We start from the raw sequence: 653 nt of genomic DNA, 5'->3' as shown, positions 1-653 counted from the left end.
GAGGCGTTCGCGAAGGAGTTCCCCGAGCGGGTCTTCGACGTCGGCATCGCCGAACAGCACGCGGTCACCTCAGCCGCCGGGCTCGCCCTCGGCGGAGTCCACCCCGTCGTCGCCGTCTACGCCACCTTCCTCAACCGCGCCTTCGACCAGGTCCTCATGGACGTCGCCCTCCACAAATGCGGCGTCACCTTCGTCCTGGACCGAGCGGGCGCCACCGGCAACGACGGCCCCTCCCACAACGGCATGTGGGACCTGTCCCTCCTCCAGGTCGTCCCCGGCCTCCGGGTAGCGGCCCCCCGCGACGGGGCACGGCTGCGCGCCCTGCTGCGCGAAGCCCTGGACGTCGAGGACGCCCCCACCGTCGTGCGCTACCCCAAGGGACCGGTCGCCGCCGACATCGAACCCGTCGCCGTCATCGGCGGCCTGGACATCCTCCAGCGCCCCACCGGCCCCTCCCAAGTACTGCTCGTCTCCGTCGGCGCCATGGCCGCACTGTGCCGCGAAGCCGCCACCCTGCTCGCCGAACGCGGCGTCCACGCCACCGTCGTCGACCCCCGCTGGGTCAAACCCGTCAGCTCCGCCCTCGTCGGCCTCGCCGCCGAACACCAACTCGTCGCCACCGTCGAGGACAACGGCCGCGTCGGCGGCGTCGG

The 653-nt window shown here is 72.9% G+C and carries 1 protein-coding gene; it reads left to right on the top strand.

What is annotated here, in order from left to right; all coding sequences use genetic code 11:
* Positions 1 to 653, top strand: a 653-nt coding sequence (locus AC5P1B_RS35785; protein ID WP_493892212.1) for a transketolase C-terminal domain-containing protein, incomplete at both ends; no start/stop codon positions are given.

It is taken from the genome of Streptomyces sp. A01, assembly GCF_059026195.1.
This window is presented reverse-complemented; position numbering and strand designations above follow the sequence as displayed.